Here is a 20,157-nt window from a genome sequence, read left to right as displayed (position 1 = left end):
GTCATTCGGCAGCTGAGGTGATCATGAAGCCGGTGCACATTTCGTCGCTTGAGCCGTCGCCCCAGACCACGTATCGCGGTGGGAGCTTGCTCAGCGCCGGCAGTTGCTGCCGCAGGGTGGCGTCGTGGGTACAGGTGACCCGCAGCGTATCTCCTGGCTTGACGTCGACAGGGGTGGGCAATGGCCGGGTTTTCTGATTGTCGAAGTCGAAGTCGGGGACGTCGAGCAAGGTCTGAGCCCGGGCGGTGCCGGGATTGAGTTCGACCTTGATCGAGCGCCCGAGCATGTGCATGTGTCCCAACGCCGCGTACACCGTCATGGGCTGTCGTATCGGATAGTCGCAGTGCTGGGTGTTGCCGGGCACCGGCTTGCCGTTGCCGCAGAGTTCCAGCAGTTGCTGCGCAATACCCCCGACTCTGTCACCGAAGCGCTTGGTGACATCCGCGACCGACGCGGCGCGGTCGCACAGCACACCGGACTCACCACTGGCGCAGGGCAGTTCGATCGGTGCCTGCAGGGGGAGTGTGCGTAGCGGTTGGGTGGCCGCTGTGCCGTCGGTCAGTCGCAACCGGACGCTGGACTGGTCCGTTTCACCCGTGCGGCCGTCGGTGGCCAGCAGGTTGTAATGCGCCTGAACGACTATCAGGCTGCCGGGCTTGATGGGGAAGCCGACATCCTGCTTAAGGACGGTCTCCGTGCCGTTGGGGGTCCAGGCGCTGGCATAGGTCCCCGATACCTGGCCCAACCCGGTATCGCCGAAACAGGTCCAGCCCGGGCCCGGCGTCTCGGCGTCCTTGGCGTGCGCCCGTGTTGCGGCCTCGGGTGCGACCACCTGGACAACGGCGTGGTGCACGATCTTCGCGTTCTGGGGCTGGAACAGGGCTCCGGTCAGGAACATCGGCTTGGTCACGTGTGGATCGATCAGCAGGCACCGGTAGTCATCGGTGCCGCCGTTGGGAGCGGACGGCGTATAGGACTCCGGCATGGTCAGGTCTAGGAACCGCTCGCCGGTTCGCAACGGCTGCGATGCCGCAGGCGAGGAGGTGCCATGGCCAGTGTGCGGTGCGTCCGCCTCAGAATCTGCGGAGTCCGGCGCACAGGCGGTGAGCCCCATCGCCATGGCCGCCGAACACGCTGCCAGGGCAATCATTCGCCGGTGCTTCATCCGTTTCCTCATGATGACCTTTCGTGTCTGGCAGTGTTTCCAGGAGATTCCTGGCTTCATGGGCACGCCCATCCCGGCAAAGAACTGTGCTGCGACGGCCAGCGGCAGCGTCGCCAGGCTGGTGAAAGCTCTACGCACGACACGCCCCTTCAAGTTGTCCGGATTCACGACCTGTGCCGGCTCGGCGATGGCATCCAGCTGACGGGCCGTACTCATGGAGGTGTTCGTAGATCTTTCGCGGATTCCATCGTCGCGTTGTCGAGCGGCCGCGGCCTCCAACAGCGGATGGCAGCGTCTACGCAGTTCTGCGTAGAGACCTCGTGCCTGGCTACATCCGTCGTCGTAGGCGGTCGCGCCTCTGGGCGGAGTGTTCTCGCGCGCGGGAACCGTAGGATCGCGGCATGAAACACCGCGCCGTGTCGTTGCGCCTGCCCGTGCCGGCACAGGAGGTGTTGCTCGCGCTCTTCATCACCGTGATGCAGGTTCAGGGCACGATCGTCCGCAATGCCGGCGAGGTGGTTCAACGTCCCCTCACCGACCTCGGCAACCTGGGATATGTCCTGCTGATCGTGAGTGGCGTGGTCGTCGCCGTCCGCCGCCGGTGGCCGGTGCCGGTGTTCGTCACCACCGCGCTCGCCAGCTTGGTGTACTACGGCCTCGACTTCCCGGACGGGCCCGGCTGGATCGGGCTCTTCGTCGCCCTGTACACCCTCGCCGCCTACGGTGACGGGCGCCGGTCGCTGGTGATCGCCGGCGTGGGCACCTCGGTGCTCGCCATCGGCTGGCTGGTCGCCGCGACCGACATCGAGCCACGCGCCGCCATCGGCTGGGTGTTCTTCCGGATCGGTGCGTCGGTCATGAGCGCGGCCCTTGGCGAGTCCGTCCGGTCCCGACAGGTCATCGCGGCCGAAGCTCAGGAGCGCGCTGAGTTGGCTGAACGGACTCGCGAGGAGGAAGCGCGGGCGCGTGTGGACGCCGAACGGCTCCGCATCGCGCGCGAGGTCCACGACACTGTCGCGCACGCCATAGCGATCATCAACGTCCAGTCCGGTGTCACCGCGCACGTGCTCGACAAGCGGCCGGAAGTGGCGCGCGAGGCGCTGCGAGCCATCGAGCAGACCAGTTCCCGGGCGCTGCAAGAGATGCGGGCCATCCTCGGCGTACTCCGTGGCGACGACGGTGACGACAACGAGGGGCGGGTGCCGTACCCCGGGCTCGGGCAGATCGATGAGCTGACCGCCAAGGCGCGCGAGGCCGGAGTCGACATCGAGCTCAAGGAGACCTCGCCCGCGGCGCCGTTGCCCAGTGCGGTGGGAAGTGCCGCCTACCGCATCCTTCAGGAATCGATCACCAACGTGATCCGCCACGTCGGCCCGACTCGGGTGACGGTGGCGCTGAACCCCGGGATCGAGGCCTTGGAGATCCGCGTGACCGATGAGGGCCGCCGTGCCGCCCCAGGCGATGACCCCGCGGACCCGCACCTACCGGCTCAGCGTCCGGCCAGCACCGGCAGCTCGGCCAGGCCCGGCCGCGGGATCCCCGGAATGCGCGAACGCTGTCAACTGCTGGGCGGAGAACTCGACGCCAGGCCGCTCCCGGGTGGCGGGTTCGAAGTCAGGGCACGGCTGCCCCTCGCGCCGACCGGGTCGCGCCTATGAACGCGGCGGCCGCCTCACCGTTGACCAACGCTCAGATCAAGGTGCTGCTCGCCGATGACGAGGGTCTCGTGCGATCCGGGTTCAAGGTCCTGCTCGACCTCGAGGACGACATCACTGTGGTGGGAGAGGCCACCAACGGCGCCGAAGCCGTCGAGAGGGCCCGCGCCACCCGGCCCGACGTCGTCCTCATGGACATCCGCATGCCTAAGGTGGACGGGATTCAAGCCACCGCCCAGATCGCCGGGACGCACGGGTTGGAGCAGGTCCGAGTCCTCATCCTCACCACCTACGACACCGACGAGTACGTCTTCGACGCCCTGCAGGCCGGTGCCAGCGGATTCCTGCTCAAAGACGCCGGGCCGGCCGAGCTCCTGTATGCCATCCGGGTGGTCGCCACCGGAGACGCGCTGCTCGCGCCGCGGATCACCCGACGCCTCATCGGCCAGTTCACCGCGCGACGAACAGCCGCCCGGGCCGCGGAGGACCGGCTCGCGGTGCTGACCGAGCGCGAGCGCGAAGTGCTGGCCCTGGTGGGGCAGGGCCTGAGCAACCACGAGATCGGTGCCGAGTTGTTTCTCAGCCCGGCCACCGCGCGCACCCATGTCAGCCGCGCCATGGCGAAACTGGGTGCGCGCGACCGTGCGCAACTGGTCGTCATCGCTTACCAAACAGGACTGGTCAGCCCTGCGATGTAAGGCACGGCCACGCCGCGCTCGCGGCCGGATGAGAGAACACCAGCGGCACGCCGTCTCCGCCACTGGCGGCATAGCGGATGGTGCGACCACTCAGCGAAATTGCGCCAGCGCGGCGTCCAGGTGGCGGGTGTTCCACAGCGTGATGCAGTTGAGCACCAGTCCGAGCGCGCCGAGCTGGTCTTCCATCCCGGTCTGACAAGCGTGGCGCAGTTCGCCCCGACGGCCGTGGAAACAGGTGCTTGGCCAGGTCGTGGCGGCCTTCCTGGAGGCCCCCTACGTTGACCGACCCTTCATCGAAGCAACTCAAGTTGACTATCGCCTATTTAGTCAACTACGGTTGCTTGCATTCCCGATGAAGGACGTCCCACATGAATCTTCCCCATGCCGTACTCGGCGTGTTGCTGACCGGAGCCACGCTCCTGCCAGGCCCCACGACCACTGCCCTGACCCGCTTCTACGACCAGTCCGTCGAATGGGTGACCTGCGGCGACCCCCTCCTGGACCACGTGGGCGCCCGATGCGCTGAGATCACGGTCCCGCTGGACTACTCCAAGCCGCGGGGCAAGACGATCAAGATCGCGATCTCCCGCATCAAGGCCACCGACCCGGGGAAGCGGCGCGGCGTCATGCTGTCCAACCCCGGTGGTCCCGGCGGTGCGGGCCTGAACTTCATGGGCTACATCAGCCAGCGGATGACCCCCGAGGTCACCTCCCGTTACGACCTGATCGGCATGGATCCACGCGGCGTCGGCAGGAGCGCGCCGGTCGACTGCGGCTGGCCGATCGGGCACATGCTCTGGTCGGCCGGGCCGACCCGGGCGAGCTTCCGCCGGGCCGTACAGACGCAGGCCGATCTCGCGCAGCGGTGCGCGCGGCGGGAGGGCGACCGGATCGCCCACATCACCACCCGGAACACCGCGCGGGACATGGACGTCATCCGCGCCGCCCTCGGCGAGGCGAAGATCTCCTACTTCGGCATGTCCTACGGCACCTACCTCGGCGCGGTCTTCACCCAGATGTTCCCGCAGCGCAGCGACCGCTTCGTGCTGGACAGCGCGATCGATCCAGCCCAGTACATGGCCGGATCGATCAGGAACAGCGGCCCGGCCAATGAGGCCGCGCTCGACGACTGGGCCGCCTGGACCGCGAAGCGCGACCCCGAATACCACCTCGGCACGACGGCACGCCAGGTGCGGGCCCGCGTCGAGAGCTTGATCAAGGCCCCGATCCGCATCGGGGAGCATCTCGTCGACGAACGCTTCCTGCCCATGGTCATCTTCACCCTGCTGCCCGACGCCAGGGAGAACGCCCGTCTGGCCGCGCGGGTGCGGCTGCTCGCCGAGGCGGCCGAGGGCAAGCCGGTCCGCCCGAGCGAGGACCTCGAGCAGGAACTGCAGTTCATGTTGTACGGCAAGCCACAGGGCTACTCGAGCCAGGCCGCCGTCATCTGCGGCGATGCCGGAGTGCCACGTGACCCCGCGCGGTACTGGCGCGACATCCAGCGCAGCCGGGCCACCCAGCCGGTGTTCGGGCCGTATGCGAACAACATCACCGCCTGCGCCTTCTGGCCCACGCCCCGCGAGCCCGCGACCAGGGTCGGCAACGACGTCCCCGCACTGATCGTCCAGGCCACCGGCGACACCCGCACGGTCTACCAGGAAGGCGTGAACCTGCGCCGGGCGATGTCCGCCGCACGCCTGGTCACCGTGCGGGACGTGCGCATGCACGGCATCTTCGGCCGCCTGCCCAACACCTGCGTGGAGACGGCCGTGAACACCTACTTCACCAACGGCACCCTGCCCGCCGACGATCTCACCTGTCGCGCCGACCCGTCCTGACCAAGCGGGCTGCAACCAGCCGACCCTGGCGTCGGTCAGCGGCTTTCCAGCTCATCTGCCTGGCCCGCCGCCGCCCCGACGGGCCGGGAGTCGATCCCGGCAGGCAGCGTGTACGCGTTCCTGGCCGAGCATCGTGATGAGCCGACTGGCCGCGGCCGGCGGGGTGCTGCGGGGCCGGGCTCGGCGGGTGCTGGACCCGGCGGTGCCGGACGACGCGGTCGCCACCCAGGACACCGTCACCCAGCTGATCGCGCCGATCCGGAGGGTGGCCGACAGGTGCCGGGCGCTGCACAGCTGATCGCCGCGCGCTGTCACCAGCCCCACCACCTGCTGTCCATCCCCAAACAACGTGTCAAAAGGCTCCTAGCCGGGCGCCACGGGTGTCGGCGGCAGGCCGGCCTGCTGGTGGTCATGGCCGGCTTCGAAAAGGTGTGCGCAGGCGGTTGCGGCGGCATCGCCGTCGCCGGCGACCACGGCGTGGGCGAGCGACTCCAGCCGGCAGGTCGAGACGACGGTTCCGTCTTCACGCGGCATGGCGCTCGACAGGAGATCGTCGAGGTCCGCCAGCAGGCCAGGACCGGCGAGCCGGCGTACGCGCTGCCAGACGCCGGCGAACTCGACGGGCCGGCCGTCCGGACCCAGCAGGGCCAGGCGCAGGCTTCGGTCCGGGTGCGCGGCCGCGCCGCGGGCGAGCCCCGCCATCACGGCCGCGCGCGCCTGGGCGATCTCGACCGCGTCGCGGCTCTCCAGCAATGGCGGCAGGTCCGGATCCGCATCCTGTGAAGTGGGTGGAAGCACCACGGCGCCGTTGCCGTGCTGCACCTCCACCCGGCCCTGGACCTCGAGCGCCACCAGCGCACGGCTCAGGGTCGCACGGCTGACGCCGAGCTCGGCGGCCAGCAGGCGTTCTGGAGGCAGCCGGTCCCCTGGGGAGAGCCCCTGGGCTTCGATGAAGCTCGCGATGTGGTCGGCGAGTTGCTCGTACAACCGCGGACGCTGAAGGCGACCAGGTGTGGCGGTGGTCTGCTGACGCTTCTTGGTCACGGAAACAGTGTATTGACAATGAGGCCTGGTGGAGCAGAGGCTAGGCCAATCCGGAAATGGGATCGTAACCGGGCAGTCACCCAACAGAGGAGGTCCCGGTGTCATCCGAAGTCGTCGCACTGGTCGTGCTGGTGCTGGTGTTCGTGGTAGCCGGTGTCAGATCCATCAACATGGGTGCGCTGGCCCTGGTGGCCGCGTTCGTCGTGGGCACCACCGTGTTCGGCGTGGAAGTGGCCGACGTGCTCAGCGGCTTCCCGGCGAACCTGTTCGTCATCCTGGTCGGGGTCACGTACCTGTTCGCGCTCGCCAAGAACAACGGCACCGTCGACTGGATCGTGCACAAGTCGATCGTCGCGGTCCGCGGCCGCGTCGCCCTGGTGCCGTGGGTGATGTTCGTGGTGTGCGCAGCGATCACCGCGATCGGCGCAGCCAGCCCGGCGGCGGTGGCCCTGGTGGCGCCGGTGGCGATGGGTTTCGCGGCCCGGTACCGGATCAATCCCGTGCTGATGGGCCTGCTGGTGGTCCAGGGCGCTACGGGTGGAAGCTTCTCACCGATCGGCATCTTCGGCGCGATCACCACAGGCGTGGTCAGCAAGAGCGGGCTTGCGAGCAGCCCGGCCATCCTGTTCCTCAGCGCGATGGGCGCGTGCGCGCTGATCAGCCTGATCGCCTTCGCTTTCCTCGGCGGCCGGGAGCTGCTTCGGCGCGGGCGCGAAGCAGCCGAGACCGAGGCCATGGTGCTCGCGGAGGCGGGTGCGGGGTCGGCCGCCGCGGGGCGCGAGCCGCGCCGCGGCTCTGGTCACGGGGGAACGGGCGATGACGACCTTCCCAGGCTCGACGCACCCCGTGCGCTCACGCTGGCCGGCCTGCTCGCCCTCGGGGTGGGAGCTCTGGCCTTCGGACTGGACGTCGGCTTCCTCGCGCTGGCCGTGGCGGTCACGCTCACCCTGATCTTCCCCTCCGCCGCTCGGGGCGCGGTCGACAAGATCAGTTGGGGCACCGTGCTTCTCATCGGCGGCATCGTCACCTACGTCTCGCTGCTGGAGGAGCAGGGCACGGTGAAATGGCTGGGCGACGGCGTCGCGCACGTCGGCACCCCGTTGCTGGCCGCGTTCCTGATCTGCCTGATCGGCGCGGTGGTCTCCGCGTTCGCCTCCACGACGGGGATCCTCGGCGCGCTCATCCCTCTCGCCGTGCCGTTCCTGCAGACGGGGCAGGTCAGCGCGATCGGACTGATCACGGCGTTGGCGATCTCGTCGTCGGTGGTCGACTGCAGCCCGTTCTCCACCAACGGCGCGCTCGTCGTCGCCAACTCCGACACCACGGTCCGCGACGAGGTGTTCAAACGCCTGATGGCCTGGGGCATGACCATCGTCGTGGTTGCGCCCGTGCTGTCCTGGGCCGCTCTGGTCCTGCCCGGGTGGCTGGCATGAGCGCGGGGCCGCTGGCGGGATACGTCGTCGTCGATCTCACCAGGGCGCTCGCCGGGCCGCATGCCGGGATGATGCTGGGCGATCTCGGAGCTCGGGTGATCAAGGTGGAGTCGCCCGGCACCGGCGACGACACGCGCGGCTGGGGACCGCCGTTCGTGGCGGGCGAATCGACGTACTTCCTGTCCTGCAACCGCAACAAGCAGTCGATCGCGCTGGACCTGAAGGGCGAGGACGGCCGGGCGACTCTGGAGGCGCTGGTCCGCAAGGCGGACGTGCTGCTGGAGAACTTCCGCACCGGCGTGCTCGACCGGCTCGGGTTCACCACCGCCCGGCTGCTCGAGCTGAACCCGCGGCTGGTGGTGCTCTCGATCACCGGGTTCGGGCACGACGGGCCGGAGGCGGGCCGGGCCGGCTACGACCAGATCGCGCAGGGCGAAGCGGGCCTGATGTCGCTGACCGGGTCCGGGCCTGATGATCCGCAGCGGGTGGGGGTGCCGATCGGCGACCTGCTGGCCGGCATGTACGGCGCGTTCGGCGTCGTGTCCGCGCTGCTGGAGCGGGAACGGACAGGACGGGGCCAAGTCGTGCGAACGTCCTTGCTCGCGAGCATCGTCGGTGTGCACGCCTTCCAGGGCACCCGGTGGACCGTCGCCGGCGAGGTCGGTCGCGCGCAGGGCAACCATCATCCGTCGATCGCGCCGTACGGGCTGTTCCGCTGCCGGGACGGCGCGGTGCAGATAGCCGTGGGGAACGAGAGCCTGTGGCGGCGGTTCTGCGCGGGATTCGGGCTCGATCCGCAGGAGCCGGGGATGGCGGTGAACGCCGAGCGGGTGGCGGCCGGGCCGGCTCTGGTGGCGCGGATCGAGGAGGTTTTCGCCGGTTTCGATGGCGATGAGCTGCTGGCGCGGCTCGCCGAGATCGGCGTGCCCGCCGGCCGCGTACGTGGCCTGGAGGAGGTGTACGCGTGGGAGCAGACCCGCTCGCAGGGGCTGCTCATCGAGGTCGAGCACCCTCACCTCGGGACGGTTGCGCTGCCGGGGCCGCCTTTGCGGTTCTTCGAGGCGGCCGGGCCGGACGGAGAGCGGGAGACCACCCGCGCCGACCATGCCGCCCCGCCCTTGCTCAATGCTGAGGAGCAGGTGATCCGATCCTGGCTGGAGGGCACGTGACCCGGCTGACCGCGCGCGAGCTGATCGAGCTCGCGGTCGACGGCTTCGAATGCTGGGACCAGCCGCTCGGCCCGGCGACCGATCCCGACGTCGCCGCGGCGCGCGAGCAGACCGGCCTGGACGAGGCCGTGATCACCGGAGCGGGCCGGCTTCGCGGCCGCCGCGTCGCGGTGATCGCCTGCGAGTTCGGCTTCCTCGCCGGATCCATCGGGGTCGCCACAGCCGAACGCCTGGTGGCCGCGGTGGAGCGGGCCACCAGGGAGCGACTTCCGCTGCTGGCGGCGCCGACCTCCGGCGGCACCAGGATGCAGGAGGGTACGGTCGCGTTCCTGCAGATGGTGAAGATCACCGCGGCGATCGTGCACCACAAGGCCGCGGGCCTGCCGTACTTGGTCTATCTGCGCAATCCGACCTTCGGCGGCGTGTTCGCCTCATGGGGCTCGCTCGGTCACATCACGGTCGCCGAGCCGGGCGCGCGGATCGGCTTCCTCGGCCCGCGCGTCTACCAGGGCCTGTACGGTGAGCCGTTCCCGGAAGGCGTCCAGGTCGCGGAGAATCTGTACCGGCACGGCCTCATCGACGCCGTGCTGCCGCCCGAGGCACTGGCCGACATCGCCGACCGCGCGCTGCGCATCCTGCTCCCGCGTGCGGACGGCCCGCCCGAGGCCGCGGACCCGCTGGAGGAGCCCTTGCCCGACGTGCCCGCCTGGGAATCGATCATCGTCTCCCGGCGGCCCGACCGGCCCGGCGTCCGGCAACTGCTCCGGTACGCCGCAACGGACGTGCTGCCGCTGTACGGAACCGGCGCAGGGGAGAAGGACCCCGGCCTGCTGCTGGCGCTGGCCCGCTTCGGCAACGCGCCGTGCGTGCTGCTCGGCCAGGACCGGCGAGGCCAGACGGACACGAGCCCGATGGGACCGGCCGCGCTCCGCGAGGCGCGCCGCGGCATGCGACTGGCACACGAGCTCAACCTGCCGCTTGTCACCGTCATCGACACTCCGGGCGCGGCCTTGTCCAGCGAGGCGGAGGAGGGCGGGATGGCCGGGGAGATCGCCCGCTGCCTGGCCGAACTCGTCACCCTCGAAGCGCCGACGCTCTCCTTGCTGCTCGGGCAGGGCAGCGGCGGAGGCGCCCTCGCGCTCATCCCGTGTGACCGGGTGCTCGTCGCGCAGCACGGCTGGCTCTCCCCGCTGCCTCCGGAGGGCGCGAGCGCCATCGTCCACCGCGACACGCGGCACGCTCCTCAGATGGCGGCGGCGCAGGGCGTCCGGTCCGCCGACCTGCTCGCCAACGGCATCGCCGACCGGATCATCCCCGAGCATCCCGACGCCGCCGACGAGTCGCAGGAGTTCTGCCGGCGGGCGGGGCGCGAACTCGAACGCCAACTCCTCCAGGTGCTGCGGGCCGACCCCGCCGAGCGCCTCGCCGCCCGCCTCAAGCGCTATCGCGCCCTCGGCACCGCCGGTCGCCCGGCCTGACCCGCCGCCCACCGGCCCTCGCTCGGCCATCCTCTCCTGAGAGGGCACCGGCAACGCCCGCCACAGCACAGCTGTGCCCCCGGCTTGGCTCCGCGTCGGGACGGACCCTACGTGCCGAGGGGGGCGTGTGGCTCCAGCAGGTCCTTCAACGCGGCCGTCATCGCCGCGACGAGGTCGCGGTGCGGGTCGATGAGCCACTGAAGCTGGAGCCCGTCCCATAGGGCCACGAGAGACTCGGCGATGCCTCTGGGGTCCCTGGCGTTGGAGATGCGGCCCTCGTCCTGGTCCCGGCGAACGGCGATCGCGAGTAGGCCGATCGTCGTCTCGTATCTCTCACGGAACCACTCATGCGCCGGATGGTCCGGAGCCGACGACTCTGCGGCCATGAGGGCAAGCAGCCTCAGCATCTCGGGCCTTTCGAGGTTCCGGCGAACGTACTGCAGCACGGCATACGCCACACCCTCCTTCTGGCTGTCCACTTCGAAGGAGTCGGCGTGCGCGGAGTCGGCGTTCTCGAGGACGGCCACGAGCAGCGCGCTCTTGCTCGGGAAGTGATGGACGACGCTGGTCAGGCTGAGGTCGAGTTGCTTCGCGATCTCCCGCAGCGACCCGCCTCGGTAACCGCGTGCCGAGAAGACGGATGTCGCGGAGGCGACGATCTCGGCTCGGCGGCGCGCGCTCTTGGCGTAGGGGCCCCGCCGAGTGCCTGGTCGACTCGCCGTCTCATCGGTCATGGCACCAACCCTATGGGTCCTTGCGGTTACGCCGGTGAATTCGCGGCAAAGAAAATGTAGCAACTGTTCGGTTTTTGAGGTAGCGTCTCGCTCACCCACACCACGACGTACGGAAGAAGCGGTGACGCTTCCCTCGGGTGGAGAGGAACGGGACATCAATGTTCACCTCAACTGTTGCGAAAACACTCGTCGGCGGGCTGGCCGTCGCACTGCTTATGACCGGCTGCGGCCGGTCGGAAGCCCGGCCGACGCAGGCCGATGCGGGCGCCCCCATTGACACCAAACCCGCCGGCGGCACCATCACGGTGTGGGCGATGGGAACGGAGGGCGAGCTTCTGCCGAAGCTGGCCGCCCAGTTCAGCCAGGCGAACCCCGGCGTGAAGGTGGAGGTGACCGCGGTTCCCTGGCAGGACTATGCCAAGAAGGTGCAGACGGCGATCGCCTCAGGAGACACTCCGGACGCCACCATGGTGGGTGCGGTGGACCTAGCGGCGTTCGCGTCCACGGGCGGGCTGGACAAGGTTCCGTCCGGCCTCGTTGACTTCAGCGTCTTCTACCGCGGCGCCGTCCAGAGCACCACCTTCGAGGGAGCCGAGTACGGCGTCCCCTGGTACGTGGAAACCCGCTCCCTGTTCTACCGCAAGGACATGGCGCAGGCCGCCGGAGTCTCCGCACCCAAGACCTGGGACGAGTACGGCCCGTTCCTCAAGGCCCTGCAGAAGCAAGGGGCCAAGTGGGGGCTGTCCCTGCCCACCGGCGCCACGGGGACCTGGCAGGGCGTCGTGCCGTTCATGTGGCAGGCCGGAGCCCAGGTCATGGACGAGGACGGGACCAAGTTCACCTTCGACACGCCGGAGGCGCTCAAGGGACTGGAGTTCTACCGGTCGTTCATCGCGTCGAAGATCTCCAGCCCGAACGGCCCGGTGAGCCTGGGAGAGATCGAGCCACAGTTCGTCGCCGGGTCCACTGCCGCGCTCATCTCCGGCCCCTGGGAGGTGAACCTGCTGAAGTCCGCCGGCGGTGCATCCTTCGTCGGCGACAAGGTGGGCATCGCGCCGCTCCCGTCGGGACCGAAGTCCAACGCCGGCTACATCGGCGGTGGACAGTGGGCGGTGTTCAAGGACGCCAAGAACCGCGAGGGCGCATGGAAGTTCATCCGGTGGATGGCCAGTCCTGACGTTCAGAGGACGTGGTATGACCTGTCCGGAGACCTGCCCGCCATCGAGTCGGCCTGGAACGAGGGGAAGCTCGCGAACGACGCGACTCTGGCCGTGTTCCGTACCCAGCTGAAGACGGCACAGCCTGGACCGAACACCACGACATGGCGGCAGGTCACCGCGGTCCTGGATGCCGAGTTCGAGAAGGTTGCCAAGGGCGTCTCCTCACCGCAAGCGGCTCTGCGGGAGATCCAGAAAAAGGCGTCGGCGATCGGAACCGGAGCGTAGGAATGGCCTCTCTCGCCTCCGTGAAATCCGCACCGAACCCGGCTGCCGGCCCACGGCGGACGGGGCCACCGGGGGCCGTGTCAGAACGTGCCCGGCGCACATTGATCGCCTGGGCCTTCTGCGCACCCTTCGTCGCGCTGTTCGCCACCTTCGGTGTATGGCCAGTCCTCTCCTCGCTGTCGATGAGCGTCACGGACATCACGGCCCGGGACATACGGACCCCCTTCAGCGTCGACTTCGTGGGCCTTGCCCACTACACCGAGCTCTTCGGGGATCCGACCTTCCTGCGGGCGGCTCTCAACACGCTCTACTTCGTCGCCGTGGGAATCCCGCTGACGATGATCATCGCCCTGGCCCTCGCCGTCGCGCTCAATTCCGGGATCCAGCGCGCGAAGGGATTCTTCCGGGTCGCCTACTTCGCGCCCGTGGTGACCAGCATCGTGGCGATAGCGGTGGTGTGGAGGTACCTCTACGAGCCGGACGGAATGATCAACTCCGTCCTTGCCGTCGTGGGAATCCATGGGCCGGACTGGTTGAACGACCCCAACTGGTCCATGCCCGCGCTCATCCTGATGGCGGTCTGGCGCCACTTCGGCATCCCTATGGTGATCTTCCTGGCTGGACTGCAGTCCATCCCCGAGGATCTGCTCGAGGCGGCTCGCGTTGACGGCGCCAGCCGCCGGCGCGCCTTCCGCAGTATCACCCTGCCGCTGCTCAGGCCGGTCACGCTGGTGGTCGCCGTGCTGCTGAGCATCGGTTACCTGCAGTTCTTCGAGGAGCCGTTCGTGATGACGAGTGGCGGCCCGCTGGACAGCACCACATCGATCAGTTACTACGCCTACGAGCAATTCGGCTTCGGCAATTACGGTATGGCCTCCGCCGCCTCGTACGTGCTGGTGGCCGCGATCGCGCTGCTCAGCCTCCTCCAGTTCCGCATCTTCCGAGCGAAGGCATGACATGACCACCACGACCGCGAGCACCGCTGCGGCCGCGTCCGGCCTCAGCGCACGCAGGCCCATCCGGCCCGCCCGCATCATGCTCTACGGCGCCCTCACGTTGGGCCTCCTCGCGACGCTGGCACCGTTCGCGTGGATGTTCCTGGGGTCGATCAAGCCGACAGGGGAAATCGTCGCGCATCCGAGCGTCTGGCTGCCCCGTTCTCCGACGGTCGGCAACTTCGAACAGTTGCTGTCGAAGCAGAACTTCTCGGTGTACTTCTTCAACAGCACGCTGGTCGCCGTGACATGTGTCGCGGGAAATCTGCTCTTCTGCTCCATGGCGGGGTACGCCTTCGCGAAGATGGAATTCGCCGGGAAACGCCTCCTGTTCGGCCTCGTCCTCACGATGCTGATCGTCCCCGGCGTCACCACTTTCGTGCCGCTCTTCGTCCTGGTCAGCAACATGGGACTGAGCAACTCCTATCTCGGGTTGATTCTGCCCTTCCTCGTGACACCGCTCGGCGTGTTTCTCATGCGCCAGTTCATCCAGGACATCCCGGATTCTCTCGTCGAAGCGGCCCGCCTTGACGGCGCCGGTGAAACACGCATCTTTCTCAGGGTCATCGTCCCGCTCTGCCGGCCCCCGCTGGCGACACTGGCGATCCTGACCTTCCTCGGGCAGTGGAACAACTTCCTGTGGCCGCTGGTGATCGCGCAGACCGAAGATCACTACACGCTGCCGGTCGCGCTCGCCCTGTTCTCGGTGGGCGCCAACGGCACCAACTACGGTCTGCTGCTCGCCGGCGCGGTCACCGTCGTCACCCCGATCGTGCTGCTCTTTCTGTTCCTCCAGAAACAGTTCATCCAGGGCATCGCCAACACCGGCATCAAATAGGACGGAACACCCGTCACAGCGAGCGGCCGAACGTCCAACAGCTCGACTGGTCCGCCCCCGCTGCTCGACGCCACCGACGACTCGACCACCGCGTGACCACCGCGCGGAGAAACGGAGAACCGACCATGCTTTGCCCGCAGGACGGCCCCACCCGCGAACGCCGCTCTCTAGCCGGCTTGTGGAGGTTCCGGCTGGACGCGGAGGGAGCCGGCCGCACCGAAGGCTGGTGGCGCTCGCCCCTCGCGGGGGCCGTGGACATCCCGGTACCGGCCAGCTACAACGACATCTACCCCGAGGCGACAGTCCGGGACCACGTGGGCGACGCCTGGTACCAGACGGATATGTGGGTGCCTGCCCGGTGGGCAGGGCAGCGCATCGTCCTGCGGTTCGACGCCGCGACCCACCGCGCGACCGTCTGGGTCGATGACACCGAGGTCGCCGAACACGAAGGCGGCTACACCCCGTTCGAAGCGGATGTCACCGCACACGTGCGACCGGGAGCCGAGAACCGCGTCACCGTCGTGGTCAACAACGAACTGAGCTGGGCGTCGATCCCGCCGGGCACCATCGAGGAGCGTCCCGACGGCCGTCGGGTGCAGCGCTACCTTCACGACTTCTTCAACTACGCGGGCCTGCACCGGCCGGTCTGGCTCTACACCACGCCTCCGGCGCACATCAGCGACATCACCGTGACCACGGCCTTCGACGACACCACCGGCGTGATCGGCTACCAGGTGGACAGCACCGGGGAGGCGGACTCGCTCCGTGTGTCGCTGCGCGACGCCTCCGGCGCCGAGGTAGCCGCTGCCTCCGGCGCGGTCGCCACGTTGCGCGTGCCTGACGTACATCCATGGGCGCCCGGCGACGGCTACCTCTACGAACTCGAGGTCTCACTGTTGAGCGCATCCGGGGAGGTCATCGATGGCTACCGCCAGCCGGTGGGCGTGCGCACGGTGGAGGTACGCGGGAGGCAGTTCCTAATCAACGGAACTCCCTTCTACTTCAGGGGGTTCGGCAAGCACGAGGACGCGGCGGTGCGCGGCAAGGGCCACGACGACGCGCTGATGGTGCATGACTTCGCCCTGCTGGAGTGGATCGGCGCGAACTCCTTCCGCACCTCGCACTACCCCTACGCAGAGGAGGTCCTCGACTACGCCGACCGGCACGGCGTGGTCGTCATCAGCGAGACTGCGGCCGTCGGGCTCAACCTCAACATCGGCGGAGGTGTCTTCAACTCCGGCAAACGCGTGTCCACATACTCCCCGGACACGATCGGCGAAGACACCCAGCGCGTCCACCTGCAGGCGATCCGGGAACTGGTGGCCCGCGACAAGAACCATCCCAGCGTCGTGCTGTGGTCGGTGGCCAACGAACCCGACAACGTCCAGCCCGAAGCGCGCGACTACTTCGCCCCACTCGCCGCGGAAACCCGCCGCCTCGACCCCACCCGGCCCGTGGCCTACGCCAACGCGCTGCTCGCGCCGCCGGACCAGTGCGTGGTCACCGACCTGTTCGACGTCGTCCTGCTCAACCGTTACTACGGCTGGTACTTCGGCCCCGGCGACCTGGAAGCGGCCGAGACCGCACTGGAGGCCGAGCTGCGGCAGTGGGCGGAGACGCACGACAAGCCCATCATCATCACCGAGTACGGCGCCGACACCTACCCCGGCCTGCGCAGCATCGTGCCCACCCCGTGGACCGAGGAGTACCAGGCCGACCTGCTCGACGTGTACCACCGGGTCTTCGACCGGGTCGACGCGGTGGTGGGCGAACAGGTCTGGAACTTCGCCGACTTCGCCACCACCGCGGGCGTCTTCCGCGTCGACGGCAACAAGAAGGGTGTTTTCACGCGCGACCGCCGTCCCAAGACCGCCGCCTTCCACCTGCGCGCCCGCTGGCGCAAAGACGAGTAAGTTCCTTCAGCATGGCCTGCGCCCTCGGCGCCGCCGGTCGCCAGGCCTGACCCGCCGCCCCGCCGGCCCTCGCTCGGCCATCCTCCTGAGCGATCTCACCGCGCGGGTGAAAGGGCGTGCCACTCCCGGCGCGAGCAAAGATCGGCGAGCAGCCGGTGCCGCCATTGGATGTTCTCCCTGCGGCTGACGTATTCGGGCGAGGCCGTGCACCGGGTGTTCGCCGCGGACGCATGGTCGACTGGACAGTGCCGTCATCTGACAGACTCGCCGGCGACCTGCAGTTGCATCAGCTGCAGCTGATCGAGATCGGCCGGGCTCTCAGCTCAGGTGCCGACCTCATCCTGCTCGATGAGCCCACGGCCAGTCTCGACGTCGAGGAGGCCGACCGGCTCTTCCAGGTGCTGCGGCACCTGACCGGCCAGGGAATCGGCTTCGTGCTGGTATCCCACCGCATGCACGAGATCCGGCAGGTGGGTGAGGTGGTCACCGTCCTGCGGGACGGGCGTACGGTCACCGACGCCACGCCCCTCACTGCAATCGAGGACCAGCGGATCGTCGAGGAGATGTTCGGCGAGCAGCCGGCACGGGAACGCGGCAGAATCCACCGGCCGGCTGGCCGGATCGCGCCGGGCGGGGTACGTCTGCGCCACCCCGCTTCGGGCACCCAGGTCGAACTCTCCCGCGGAGAGGTGCTCGGCCTGGCCGGCACACCACAGGGCCCGGCCGCCCTGGCCGACGCCCTGCTGGGGCTGACCAGGCGTCCCTCATGGGAGATCGAGATCGACGGGCGCCCTTGGCGCGCACGCTCACCCCGTCAGGCGGTACGCAGGGGCATCGGCTTCGTCTCCGGGGATCGAAGCGCCAAGGGGACCTTCGCGGCTCTGCCGATCCGGGACAACGCCGTCGTCGCCCGTCAGGTCGTCGAACGCCGGATACTGCGCAGGCCGGCCGAAGCCGCCCATGTCCGGCGGCAGCTGGGGGAGCTGGGGTTTTCCGGAACCGACGTCCACGCCCCGCCGTCGTCCCTGTCGGGAGGAACGCTCCAGAAGGTGCTCATCGCGCGCTGGCTCGGGCTGCCGCTGCGCGTGCTCATCCTCGAGGAGCCGACCCGGGGGGTGGACGTGCGCACCAAGTCGGACCTCTACGGGCTCATCCACTCCATGGCCGAATCGGGCCTGATCGTCATCTGGTGGTCCACCGAGCACACCGAGCTTCTCACGGTAGCCGACCAGATGCTGACCTTCACCGTCACCGGCGAACCGCACGAACTCCTGCCCGCGGCCGAGGCCGACGAGGCACGGCTGCTCCAGCTCACCGGAACCACCTGATCCTGCTCCGTGCCCTCGATTCGTTACAGGAGAACCGATGACGGCCACCAAGCCGATATCACAAGCGCCATCGGGGAGCGCCGCCGCAGACCTCTACGGCGCCCAGTGACTCCATGACGGCTCCGCCGTCCCACGTGGCGAACGCGATGACGTCGGTGCGGGAGTGGGCCCGTCTTCCGTGAACAGGCGCTGCCTCTCAGCGGTCGTCGTGCTCACACGCCCGCGTAGAGTTCGGCGGCCGCGGCCATGTGGTCTTCGACGACCCTGACCGCGGCGGGCACATCACCGCTCTCGATCGCGTCGACGATGGGCGCGTGCCGGTCGTGGGACATCATCTCGGGCAGCTGGGCGGCGTCGTGGCTCATGATCGCGACCCGGATGCGCCCTTCCAGGTGCTTCCAGCTCTCGACCAGCATCGGGTTGTCGGCGAGCTCGCACAGCAGCAGGTGGAATCCGAGGTCGGCGGCCACGCGCTGGGGGAAGTCGGCACCGTGGTCGGACAGCCGGGTCAGGGCCGAGCGCAGGGTCGTCACGGCGGTGTCGCGGTGCGGGGAGTTGATGACGGTCGCCACGGCGAGTCCTTCGAGGGCGGCCCGCACCTGGTAGAGCCCTCTGATCTCCTTGGCGGTCAGGGTGTTGACGCGGAGCATGCCGCGGCGTCCGGGGGTGACGAGCCCTTCCTGCTGCAAATGACGCAGGGCCTCGCGGACGGTGCCTCTGCTGATGCCCAGGCGGGCGGCGAGTTCGACCTCTCCTAGGTGGTCACCCGGCCGGTACTGCCCGGAGGTGATCGCCGACCGCAGGGCCTGCAGCGCGCGTTCACGCAGGGTGCTGCGGTCCAGACTGGGAAGAGGTTCGACGCTCACGCACTCTCCTTCTGTGGTCGGCGATCCCCATCGTAGTCCGGCATCGCGACAAGTGGCGACTGTCAACAGTCCGATCGATCCCCTTGACAGAAGAGGGTGATGCGGGTCACGCTCTCAACTGCTGACTGTTAACAGTCGGCAGTTAGCTCACGTGAGGAACCCGGCTCCGGCCTTCCTCTCACCCCCAGGAGCACTGAGATGGCTGACGCGAAGGTCACCCCATGGCATCCGGTCGACGGCACACCGGAGAAGAAGAAGGTCGCCCTCGGCACCTCGGTCGGCGCGACCATCGAGACGTACGACTTCATCGGCTTCGGCACGGCCGCCGCCCTGTACTTCAACGATGTCTTCTTCCCGGCGAGCGATCCGCTGTCGGGCACCTTGCTGTCGTTCGCGACCTTGGGGATCGGGTTCGCGGTACGGCCGCTCGGCGGGATCGTCGGCGGCTACCTCGGTGACAAGATCGGACGCAAGCCCGTGCTGGTCGGCTCCCTGCTGCTGATGGGCATCGCGACGGTGCTCATCGGGGCGCTGCCGACGTACCAGCAGGTGGGGGTCTGGGCGGGGATTCTCCTGGTCGCGGTGCGGGTGGTGCAGGGACTGGCGTTCGGCGCGGAGTGGGGCGGCGCGATCCTCATGTGCTTCGAGCACGCGCCGTGGCGGCGGCGCGGCCTCTACACCGGCATCACCCAGGCGGGCTTCCCGGTCGGGCTGCTGCTGGCCAACCTGGCCTTCCTGGTGAGCGTGCCACTCGGCGAGCAATGGGCGTGGCGGGTGCCGTTCCTGCTCAGTGCCGTCCTCATCGTCGTCGGGATCGTCATCCGGCTCAAGATCGAGGAGTCGCCGGAGTTCGAGGAGCTCAAGGAAGAAGGCGAGATCGCCAAGAACCCGCTGCTGGAGGTCCTGCGGGACGACTGGCGCACCGTGCTGCGCGCCTTCTGCCTGCGCATCACGGAGACCGCCGGATACGCCGTCACGGTGACCTTCATGCTGTCGTACCTGGCGAGCGAGAAGCTGGCGGACAGGTCGGTCAGTCTGACCGGGCTGATGCTGGCGGCCGCGCTCGGCATCGCCGCCACCACGGCCTGGGGCGCGCTGACGGACCGGGTAGGGCGCCGCCCGGTCTATCTGCTGGGCACCGCGATCACGCTCCTCTGGGGCTTCCCGCTGTTCCTGCTGGTCAATACGGGGACTGCGGCCTGGATTGTGGTCGCGTTCGTCGTCAGCTACGCGGTCTGCCAGAACTCGCTGGCCGGGGTGCAGGGGGCGTGGTTCTCGGAGCTGTTCGCGACCAAGACCCGCACCACCGGGGCGTCGCTGGCCTACCAGCTCTCAGCCGTCGTCTCCGGGTTCACGCCGCTGCTGGCCACGGCCCTGTACGCGTCGTTCGGCTGGGTCGGGCCCGCCGCGCTGCTGACCGGTTACGGGCTGCTGGGCCTGCTCGCTGCGCTGATCACGCAGGAAACCTGGGGACGGGACGAACGCGAAAGGGTGGCGGCGCTCGAGCAAACGTCGCGCACGGAAACGATCACCTACGAAAGGGGAGCAGCACAGTGAC

The 20,157-nt window shown here is 68.7% G+C and carries 16 protein-coding genes and 2 pseudogenes; 13 read left to right on the top strand and 5 right to left on the bottom strand.

Annotated features, from left to right (window positions below; all coding sequences use genetic code 11):
• Position 1: 1 nt before the first annotated feature.
• On the bottom strand, positions 2–1,381 hold the full coding sequence (locus tag ACTMTI_RS18290) for a monooxygenase (RefSeq protein WP_441121578.1): 1,380 nt from the start codon (positions 1,379–1,381) through the stop codon (positions 2–4).
• Positions 1,382–1,566: 185 nt separating this feature from the next.
• Here ACTMTI_RS18290 and ACTMTI_RS18285 point away from each other — a divergent pair, with 185 nt between their 5' ends.
• Positions 1,567–2,823 (top strand): sensor histidine kinase, encoded by a 1,257-nt coding sequence (locus ACTMTI_RS18285; protein ID WP_441121577.1) that lies wholly within the window; start codon positions 1,567–1,569, stop codon positions 2,821–2,823.
• Positions 2,820–3,518: a response regulator gene (locus tag ACTMTI_RS18280; RefSeq protein WP_441121576.1), complete on the top strand. Its 699-nt coding sequence runs from the start codon at positions 2,820–2,822 to the stop codon at positions 3,516–3,518. Before ACTMTI_RS18285 ends, ACTMTI_RS18280 begins: the two co-directional genes overlap by 4 nt.
• Positions 3,519–3,611: 93 nt before the next feature.
• On the opposite strand, the pseudogene ACTMTI_RS18275 reads toward ACTMTI_RS18280, so the two are convergent.
• Positions 3,612–3,786, bottom strand: a pseudogene (locus ACTMTI_RS18275) (Tn3 family transposase); the annotation flags it as partial.
• 100 nt (positions 3,787–3,886) lie between these two features.
• Here ACTMTI_RS18275 and ACTMTI_RS18270 point away from each other — a divergent pair.
• Both ACTMTI_RS18270 and ACTMTI_RS18265 read left to right on the top strand, forming a co-directional pair.
• Complete coding sequence (locus tag ACTMTI_RS18270; protein WP_441121575.1) at positions 3,887–5,356, top strand: alpha/beta hydrolase; 1,470 nt, start codon at positions 3,887–3,889, stop codon at positions 5,354–5,356.
• Positions 5,357–5,510: 154 nt separating this feature from the next.
• Positions 5,511–5,668: pseudogene (locus ACTMTI_RS18265) on the top strand (IS5/IS1182 family transposase); the annotation flags it as partial.
• A 51-nt stretch (positions 5,669–5,719) separates the two neighbouring features.
• Here ACTMTI_RS18265 and ACTMTI_RS18260 read toward each other — a convergent pair.
• Positions 5,720–6,400, bottom strand: a complete 681-nt coding sequence (locus ACTMTI_RS18260) for a FadR/GntR family transcriptional regulator (protein ID WP_441121574.1) — start codon at positions 6,398–6,400, stop codon at positions 5,720–5,722.
• Between the two features lie 98 nt (positions 6,401–6,498).
• Between ACTMTI_RS18260 and ACTMTI_RS18255 the strand changes: the two genes are divergently transcribed.
• The 3 genes from ACTMTI_RS18255 to ACTMTI_RS18245 are packed head-to-tail and all read left to right on the top strand — an operon-like array spanning position 6,499 to position 10,480.
• The gene (locus ACTMTI_RS18255) at positions 6,499–7,833 is read left to right on the top strand and encodes an SLC13 family permease (protein ID WP_441121573.1); all 1,335 of its coding nucleotides are present in this window, start codon (positions 6,499–6,501) and stop codon (positions 7,831–7,833) included.
• On the top strand, positions 7,830–9,002 hold the full coding sequence (locus tag ACTMTI_RS18250) for a CaiB/BaiF CoA transferase family protein (protein WP_441121572.1): 1,173 nt from the start codon (positions 7,830–7,832) through the stop codon (positions 9,000–9,002). Before ACTMTI_RS18255 ends, ACTMTI_RS18250 begins: the two co-directional genes overlap by 4 nt.
• The gene (locus tag ACTMTI_RS18245; RefSeq protein WP_441121571.1) at positions 8,999–10,480 is read left to right on the top strand and encodes a carboxyl transferase domain-containing protein; all 1,482 of its coding nucleotides are present in this window, start codon (positions 8,999–9,001) and stop codon (positions 10,478–10,480) included. Before ACTMTI_RS18250 ends, ACTMTI_RS18245 begins: the two co-directional genes overlap by 4 nt.
• Positions 10,481–10,587: 107 nt before the next feature.
• On the opposite strand, the gene ACTMTI_RS18240 is transcribed toward ACTMTI_RS18245, so the two are convergent.
• Positions 10,588–11,214: a TetR/AcrR family transcriptional regulator gene (locus ACTMTI_RS18240; protein WP_441121570.1), complete on the bottom strand. Its 627-nt coding sequence runs from the start codon at positions 11,212–11,214 to the stop codon at positions 10,588–10,590.
• Between the two features lie 158 nt (positions 11,215–11,372).
• Between ACTMTI_RS18240 and ACTMTI_RS18235 the strand changes: the two genes are divergently transcribed.
• From ACTMTI_RS18235 to ACTMTI_RS18215, 5 genes are all read left to right on the top strand, one after another.
• Entirely contained in the window at positions 11,373–12,659 is a 1,287-nt protein-coding gene (locus ACTMTI_RS18235; RefSeq protein WP_441121569.1) for a sugar ABC transporter substrate-binding protein, read from the top strand.
• A gap of 182 nt (positions 12,660–12,841) precedes the next feature.
• Positions 12,842–13,615 (top strand): carbohydrate ABC transporter permease, encoded by a 774-nt coding sequence (locus ACTMTI_RS18230; RefSeq protein ID WP_441121568.1) that lies wholly within the window; start codon positions 12,842–12,844, stop codon positions 13,613–13,615.
• A gap of 1 nt (position 13,616) precedes the next feature.
• Positions 13,617–14,492, top strand: coding sequence for a carbohydrate ABC transporter permease (locus tag ACTMTI_RS18225; protein WP_441121567.1), 876 nt, complete (start codon positions 13,617–13,619; stop codon positions 14,490–14,492).
• 125 nt (positions 14,493–14,617) lie between these two features.
• Positions 14,618–16,405, top strand: a complete 1,788-nt coding sequence (gene uidA, locus ACTMTI_RS18220; RefSeq protein WP_441121566.1) for a beta-glucuronidase — start codon at positions 14,618–14,620, stop codon at positions 16,403–16,405.
• A 245-nt stretch (positions 16,406–16,650) separates the two neighbouring features.
• On the top strand, positions 16,651–17,733 hold the full coding sequence (locus tag ACTMTI_RS18215; protein WP_441121565.1) for an ATP-binding cassette domain-containing protein: 1,083 nt from the start codon (positions 16,651–16,653) through the stop codon (positions 17,731–17,733).
• Positions 17,734–17,945: 212 nt separating this feature from the next.
• Here the strand turns inward: ACTMTI_RS18215 and ACTMTI_RS18210 are convergent, their stop codons facing one another.
• Entirely contained in the window at positions 17,946–18,599 is a 654-nt protein-coding gene (locus ACTMTI_RS18210; RefSeq protein ID WP_441121564.1) for a GntR family transcriptional regulator, read from the bottom strand.
• 198 nt (positions 18,600–18,797) lie between these two features.
• Here ACTMTI_RS18210 and ACTMTI_RS18205 point away from each other — a divergent pair, with 198 nt between their 5' ends.
• Positions 18,798–20,156, top strand: a complete 1,359-nt coding sequence (locus ACTMTI_RS18205) for an MFS transporter (RefSeq protein ID WP_441121563.1) — start codon at positions 18,798–18,800, stop codon at positions 20,154–20,156.
• The last annotated feature ends 1 nt before the right edge of the window (position 20,157 follow it).

Origin of the sequence: Nonomuraea sp. H19 (genome assembly GCF_052068215.1) — a bacterium.
Lineage (GTDB): Bacteria > Actinomycetota > Actinomycetes > Streptosporangiales > Streptosporangiaceae > Nonomuraea.
Note: the sequence above shows the minus strand (reverse complement) of the source record. Positions and strands in the feature narration are given on the sequence as shown.